The following is a 6,679-nucleotide window of genomic DNA, read 5'->3' on the forward strand; positions in this document are numbered from 1 at the left end:
TCTAATTCCATTTGATTTGCGTTCTCTCATATCGCTTTTAGTCTAAACTCCAGTAATATAGACAAAGCCTATATACAAACTGACTCCGGCAAGTACCAACTGCGATCGCTCTATCTTGGTATGGGCAAAGAATATCTGGTGGTTTGTAAACTGGCGCGACCATGCAGCGAAAATGTTTTTCTGGCATTTTTCGAGTCAAAAGGCTGAAAACTACCTTTCAGAGAGGCTTTGAATGCTTTCTTTGTTGGCTGACGTGCGAACAAAGACAGCCGATGATTGCAGCCCAAGCTCACAGAAACTTTAAAGCAAGATCAGTGCCTTTGCTGTATCAGTCTTTAGCAGGGAGAAAGTATAACTGAAGTAACAAATTTTACTTTCTTCATCAGTATTTCTTTTATGAAATTTTCGTCTAAAGTTTTGGTAATTTTAACTTCAACTTTTGGTTTATTTTCAATCAATTTTGCTGTTTCTCTGCCTGCAATTGCGTCAGTTACTTGTGAAGGTGGGACAATTAATAATTATTCAAATGGTTCGTTGGCAAGTTGTATTCTTGGACAAGATACGACCGTGCAGGTTTCCAGCCTGAGTTCCGGGTCATCTAATTTTGAGTGCCTTGCCCAACAATCTATATCTTTTGATGAGAAAGCACAATTTCAAAGTTGCCAGCTTTCACAAGAAATCCAACTTAGAAAAGGTAACTCAATTGAAATATGTCCAGCAGGATATAAAGTAGATGTTTCAATTGCACCCAATGGTGTTCAATCCACTAGTTGTAGACCCTAAGAGGACGTTTTAGAAGTAGGGGCTATTGGGCATTGAGCCAGGATGTTTGTAAAAACCTGCATTCCGGTTTGGTTCTGAACCGTTGCCAAAATCGCTATGCTCCCCGTTAGTTGGATGCTTAGGCGGTTCAAAGGTTCAGCAATCGCAACTTCTAACTTCCACCAACTAGTAAGTGAAGTTGTAAGTTGAAGTCGAAAACCTATAATCCAAAGTGTGGAGCAATTATTTATTATAAATTAAGCTTATTTAATATTATTATGCTTTGGATATGTAAGAATTTAGATAACCATTAATACTCTGTATGAATGCTGACGAATCAATTTTAAATTTAGAAAATGTTGATTTAAAAAATAAACATTTATTGCCAGAAGTTTCTGGCATTTATTATGTAATAGATGAAAACAATATAGTATGGTACATAGGAAAAGCAAAAAATCTTAAAAACAGATGGAATGGGAAAGCGCACCATAGGCTTTACCAATTATCATCACAAAGTAGAAAAAAGTTTTATATATACTATAAGAAGTTAAGCGAAATCAACCTAGATGAAGAAGAAAAAAAATTAATAGCACAGTACAGACCGCATCTTAATAGCAGTCCAGTAAAGAAAAGAAAGGTTTTACCTGCTGAAAATCTGTTAAGAGAAACAATACTCAAATTACCAGATTTATTAGTAGTTTTAGGTATAGAGCCACCCAGACAGATAAATAAAAATGCCATCAAAACTGACTGGTGGTTAAAAAATAAATTAGCAGGACTACAAATTATTCATCTTGTGCTTGATTGGGAAAAGCTAAGAGAGTTCGCCGAACAAGATATAGAAATATATAGTGGTATATTAGGTTATGTATTTGGGACTAGAAAAGCTTATTCTAACCTTTGGGAAGCGCCACGCAAGGAATATGTAAGAAGATACGGTGTAGTCCAGTGCCGGATTTTGGTAAATGGGTATGTTGTTGAAGTCAGTGTTTTAGATAAAGTTAGTCAGATTTTAACTAAAACTAGAATGGGGACTTTAGCTGGTGAGCAAATAAAAATTGTAGAAGCAGATATTTTAGATAAAATCAAAGCAGACCTAAAAATTCCCGTTCCAAAAGATTTTGTCAATAAAATACAACCTTACTTGCAAGACCCCATAAATTTAGTTTTTAATGATTATATAGATAGAGAAACTCTAGGAAAACAAATATACAGAATAAAAGAAGAGTATAAGCAAGGTCTTAGAGGAGTTGGTAGTAGAATTGCCAAACGAATTTCTAAAGGTGAATCCAATGGCTCATAAATCGCCAGCAACGTCACCAATGACTGGACTGTGCAAGAGAGTGTCAAGGCTAATCTGCGACGGTTAGTCAAGCGCCTGCTGCGGAAATATTTAAGGGTGCATTACTACAGTGAATTAGTTGCTTTCTAAAAGCAAATCTCTTGTTTATCTAGTTTCTCCTGTAATTTTGTTATTACGTTAGATGTAAATTTTAAATCAAATGCCATAGTATCTAAAGTTTTATATGGTTTGATACCTCGAAGCTTGATGAGTCTATCAATAGTAGCCTGTTTAATACCAGTACCTTTAAAAGCAGCCGTCAATTCATGTTTAGTTGCAGTGTTAATATTGGTAGATTTTTTGGGATTATTTCCATTTATACTAGGATTACTAAAAATCCAGTTGGGTGTTTGAGCGTTATTTAAAACTTGTTCTATTATAGGGGTTGAGCCAATTACAGTATCATTATTAGTAGCGCTAACAACTGTCGATACAATTTTATCTGATTTGAGAAAATGAATATTTCTAAGGTCTAACTTTCTTTGCAAGAGAGGTGGACAAATAGGAGCAATTATAAAAGCTAAATCAGTTGGTGTTCCATCAGAATTAAATGGATTAAATTTGACATCATTTAACCATTGAGTAAATGTATTAAAGTGACTGCTCAACATCTCATAATTCTTAGCTTCGCCAAAGGCTCTAGCAACAGTATTGCCATTATGTAGTAATTCTACATAGCAATCAAAGGCATGACCCGCTATTACAGTAGTAGTTGAAACATTTGACAAAGTGTAAGCTGTTTTACTTAAAAAATTAGCCCACTGTTGTCTGCATTCTGCCTCAACTAAATTACGCGCATCTCCTTCAAAAACCTGCTCAGGTGCTTCTTGAAAGTATTTTTCATGGATTTCTAGTATGGCATTACCATAGTTTCGGCAGAATTCCCTTAATGTATTGGTAGAACTTATCGATATATTTTTTATTTCTTGCCACGCTTGATTAAAGTTTTTATAACCGCTATAAGCTCCTTGAATCCGATTCTCAATCTTTTCTCTAATTACTTCAAATTCATTGCTATACCCCTTGTTTAAATTTATAGCTGAATCACCAATAAGACTTTGAATGACAGAATCTTCTGCTATAAAACTTCCTACGTTATCAGAAGTGCCTACTAAATACATCAATAGACGAATTTTTGAACTAAATACTTGAAAAGCTCCTCTGATTAATTGCTTTAACACTAATCTAGTCTCTTGAATTTCCTTTGGGAATTCTGCTAAAGCATCTAACTCATCTGCAAGGTAGACAAAACTGAATCTAGGGTCTACTTGGGAGACTTCGGAGATGACATAAAAAAAGAATTGTTCAAATCCGTCTACACTTTCAGTAATATACTTTTTAAATTTGCTACGAAATGGCATTAATGCCTTGGTAGTTTTTAATTGAGAAACTTGATTACTTTCCAAGTAATCACCGAGAATATTTTCAGCTATAACTCTAACTGAATTAGATAATTTTTGATTGTGTAACAACTCCCAAAAGGTATCAGCCAGAATATGACAATAAAATTTGACACCAAAATTAGGGCCAAGTGGTATGTCAGAAAGCTGAAATTGAACAACTATTGAATGATTTAAAAAAGTTGGTTTAGTTCTAGTTAATTCATTTAGATAAGTTAAAAGTGAAGTCTTACCACTACCAACTAAGGCAGCAACAAATCTAAAAGTAAAAAAACCATCATCGAATGTATGTCTGAGATCGTCTTCAAGTAGCTGAGTTATGTTAGCTATTTGCCGTCCAGATAAACTTCGAGCTGTTGAACCTTCTCCGTCACTTCCTGGTTGTCTAATAACACGTTCAATTCTAATATCTTCAATGAATCCAGTTCCTGACTTAACTTGTTGGAGAAAGCTTTTTATATATCTTTTTTTTCCTGCATCTTCTGGCATTGATTATTCAGCCCATTGGATTAATTCTTCATCCTTTTCGGTAACAGTGAAAACTTTACCGTTTGATTTTAGTTTCTCAAAATACTTATCTAACAAGGATTGAGAAATTGGGTTATTTTCAGAAAATTTCTGACGAATGACTCGACTATAAATAGCTACAACACCAAGCAATTCTTGACGTTTCCTTTCTTCAAAATAGAGTGCCTTAAATTTTTCTACATAAGTATCAAAGTCCATATCTTCGCTTTGGCAGGAGGAATTATGAGAATCATAAGATACTTGCTGAAGATACTCTAGAAGAATATTTATAACTTTAGGGCCTTTTACAGAGTCAAATCGATACTTAGTACTTTGAAGGTTTAAAGCTAATATTTTCTTACCTAAAGTAGTAAGTGAAAGCCGATTTTTTTTAGGCGATTCAATTAATTTCTGATCAATTAGAGCTTCATAGCTCTGTTCTGCTTCTTGTTGTAGTTCTTTAGAAAGATAAGACTTTACAACACTTTTAGTTACTGTATCCCCATTTGAATAAGCGTGAGCGTAAAACAAATAAAGTAGTTGTACTGTTGAAAGCTGACTCATAAATACTTTGACCTTCTCAATTTAATTATGAGAAAAGATAATTAATTCTGCTTTGAAAATTATTTTTTTTAAAACAGAGCTATTTGACATACTAACGCATAATATATATTGGTTATAACAGAGTCATCAGTAGAATTACTAATGATACACATTTGAAATCGCTTATAACGTTAATAAATGCTGTACTAAGTAGACTAATGATAGAAAAAAACTAAACCATTTAGCTAAATTATGAGTGAAGGACGTGGTGATATAGACTTGGTGGGGCATAATATTATCTTTGTTCCTAATTGGGATGCACAATTTTTACCTCCCATCAATAACGTCATTATCAAAGCAACTAAGCCAGAAGAAAAATGGATTGAAGACATAACGCAACAGATTGGTGATCGGCGTGCTAAGTTGCGAAGTACTTATATGCGCTGGGCGCTTGCCATCAACGGCTTGGAGGTTGCAGCAAATAAGTATGCTGATCCTAAATGGGCGGTAGAAAATCAGTTCTTGGTGACTTCTCTTCGTCTTAGCGATGATAAGGTGAATGTAGCTGAGACAGTGATTACACAATGGGACGGACAAACTGCCGCCGATGCCCACCTCAAAACAATGCCAATGTTGGCAGCATTTGGAATTATTGACCTATATGCCAACCTGGAAGAGGTTATCTTTTCTATATATCGAACATATTTGAATCACTATCCCGATTCACTTCTCCGTGGTGATGAGTTTAGGGAGTTTCGACGGCTGAGAAGGGCAGCAAATTCTGATTCAACGCAACGTTCAATTTGGGAAGATGCTTGGCAAGACCGCTTAAATAACTGGCAACGCAAGAGGTTATACGACGGTCTTGCCAAGGTTTTTAAAGCATTTTGTGATGAAACAGGCTTAAAAACTCCATCAGTTTACAGAAACACTACTATCGAAACGTGGTCTTTTTCCATTAACGTTATTAGCCTCGTCCGCAATGCGCTAGTTCACGGAGCAACTACCGTGCCTGATGAACTCGCTGATGCTTGCACTCAACCATTCTCGCTAATGTTTAAATTTAAGAGAAAAGAACCCCTTATGATATCTCTTCATCATCTCCAGGGTGTTGATCTATTCTGTGAGCAGTTACTGGATGCCTTAAACATTTGCCTGATTGAACGTACCGACATGGATGCCTAAACAGATTACCAGACAAAAAGCGCGATCGCAGTTGGACTGTTAGCCGTGCATAAATTGAAGCGAAGAACAAAGCCCTTGAAAGCTGTAAATCCCAACGCCAAAATTGAAGAAGATGCCTGGACTCCAGAAGAAGGCATCACTGTGCCAATTGCAGATTACTACTGTTAAGTCTGGTTGTTCGGTCATGCTCACCAATTTCTGGATGTCCAGAAATTTTAGTTCCGCTTTGACCGGCAACCATTAACCGCGACCCAGCATCAAGCCGTTATTGATGATCTATTAGCTTCTTTACCATTTCGATCACTGAAGCTTGTGCTGGTTTCGACTTGAACTGAAACACTGGGGTTGTGACTTCAATATTCAAGCTTCCCCAACAGTTCAGCAGCAAGCTGATCGCAATCAATTGCGCTTTATAGTTAGGTTGCAGCAGCTTATTTTTTGGTTTTAGTAAGCTAGAATAGGCTTGTAGATTAATTGGATTTTTCATGTAATATCCTCTTTGGACGAAAGTAAGGGTTTTGCAGGAAAAACGTTCACAAAATACTGTATGCACCAGGTGGCACTGGTACATAGCATATTTTAATAACAGCGCGAGGACTAAAGTACTTCGCGCTTGTTTTGTTGTGAAACATTTTTCTATCTCTTCTATACTACACAAGATTGAGAAATTTTACCCAAAATTTTGATTGATTATTTGACTGTTTGTTAGTCAAGGAATGTCCAAGAGACACTCCAAATCACGCCGAGTAAATAGTGACTTCATCGTGACTTTATCGTGACTCCATCGTGACCCAATTGTAAGTAAAACTTGAGTAATTTTTGAGGAATTTATGCAGCAAGCGAACGATGATTGAGTGATGATTGAGTGATGATTGAGTGATGATTGAGCGATGTCCGAGCGATGTCCGAGCGATGTCCGAGCGATGTCCGAGCGATGTCC

General features: G+C 36.1%; 8 protein-coding genes. 4 read left to right on the forward strand and 4 right to left on the reverse strand.

Features of this window, described 5'->3' with window-relative positions:
* Positions 1-37 precede the first annotated feature (37 nt).
* Positions 38-187, reverse strand: coding sequence for a hypothetical protein (locus ABF638_RS36240; RefSeq protein WP_435027595.1), 150 nt, complete (start codon positions 185-187; stop codon positions 38-40).
* Between the two features lie 230 nt (positions 188-417).
* Between ABF638_RS36240 and ABF638_RS36245 the strand changes: the two genes are divergently transcribed.
* The 3 genes from ABF638_RS36245 to ABF638_RS36255 all read left to right on the forward strand — a co-directional run bounded on the left by ABF638_RS36245 (position 418) and on the right by ABF638_RS36255 (position 2,194).
* Positions 418-783 carry a hypothetical protein gene (locus tag ABF638_RS36245; protein ID WP_435027596.1) on the forward strand — a complete coding sequence of 122 codons (366 nt, stop codon included), beginning with the start codon at positions 418-420 and terminating at the stop codon, positions 781-783.
* A gap of 301 nt (positions 784-1,084) precedes the next feature.
* Positions 1,085-2,065 (forward strand): hypothetical protein, encoded by a 981-nt coding sequence (locus tag ABF638_RS36250; RefSeq protein WP_435027597.1) that lies wholly within the window; start codon positions 1,085-1,087, stop codon positions 2,063-2,065.
* On the forward strand, positions 2,066-2,194 hold the full coding sequence (locus tag ABF638_RS36255; protein ID WP_435027602.1) for a type I restriction enzyme endonuclease domain-containing protein: 129 nt from the start codon (positions 2,066-2,068) through the stop codon (positions 2,192-2,194). It abuts the gene before it with no gap.
* Here ABF638_RS36255 and ABF638_RS36260 read toward each other — a convergent pair.
* On the reverse strand, positions 2,191-3,993 hold the full coding sequence (locus tag ABF638_RS36260) for a hypothetical protein (RefSeq protein WP_435027598.1): 1,803 nt from the start codon (positions 3,991-3,993) through the stop codon (positions 2,191-2,193). The two genes, ABF638_RS36255 and ABF638_RS36260, sit on opposite strands and share 4 nt — an antisense overlap.
* A 3-nt stretch (positions 3,994-3,996) precedes the next feature.
* Positions 3,997-4,575, reverse strand: a complete 579-nt coding sequence (locus ABF638_RS36265) for a hypothetical protein (RefSeq protein WP_435027599.1) — start codon at positions 4,573-4,575, stop codon at positions 3,997-3,999.
* A 231-nt stretch (positions 4,576-4,806) separates the two neighbouring features.
* On the opposite strand from ABF638_RS36265, the gene ABF638_RS36270 reads away from it, so the two are divergent.
* The gene (locus tag ABF638_RS36270; RefSeq protein WP_435027600.1) at positions 4,807-5,739 is read left to right on the forward strand and encodes a hypothetical protein; all 933 of its coding nucleotides are present in this window, start codon (positions 4,807-4,809) and stop codon (positions 5,737-5,739) included.
* Between the two features lie 265 nt (positions 5,740-6,004).
* Here ABF638_RS36270 and ABF638_RS36275 read toward each other — a convergent pair whose 3' ends face one another.
* Positions 6,005-6,226, reverse strand: coding sequence for a hypothetical protein (locus ABF638_RS36275; RefSeq protein ID WP_435027601.1), 222 nt, complete (start codon positions 6,224-6,226; stop codon positions 6,005-6,007).
* Positions 6,227-6,679 lie beyond the last annotated feature (453 nt).

This window comes from Nostoc sp. CALU 1950, assembly GCF_051172895.1.
Lineage (GTDB): Bacteria > Cyanobacteriota > Cyanobacteriia > Cyanobacteriales > Nostocaceae > Nostoc > Nostoc edaphicum_A.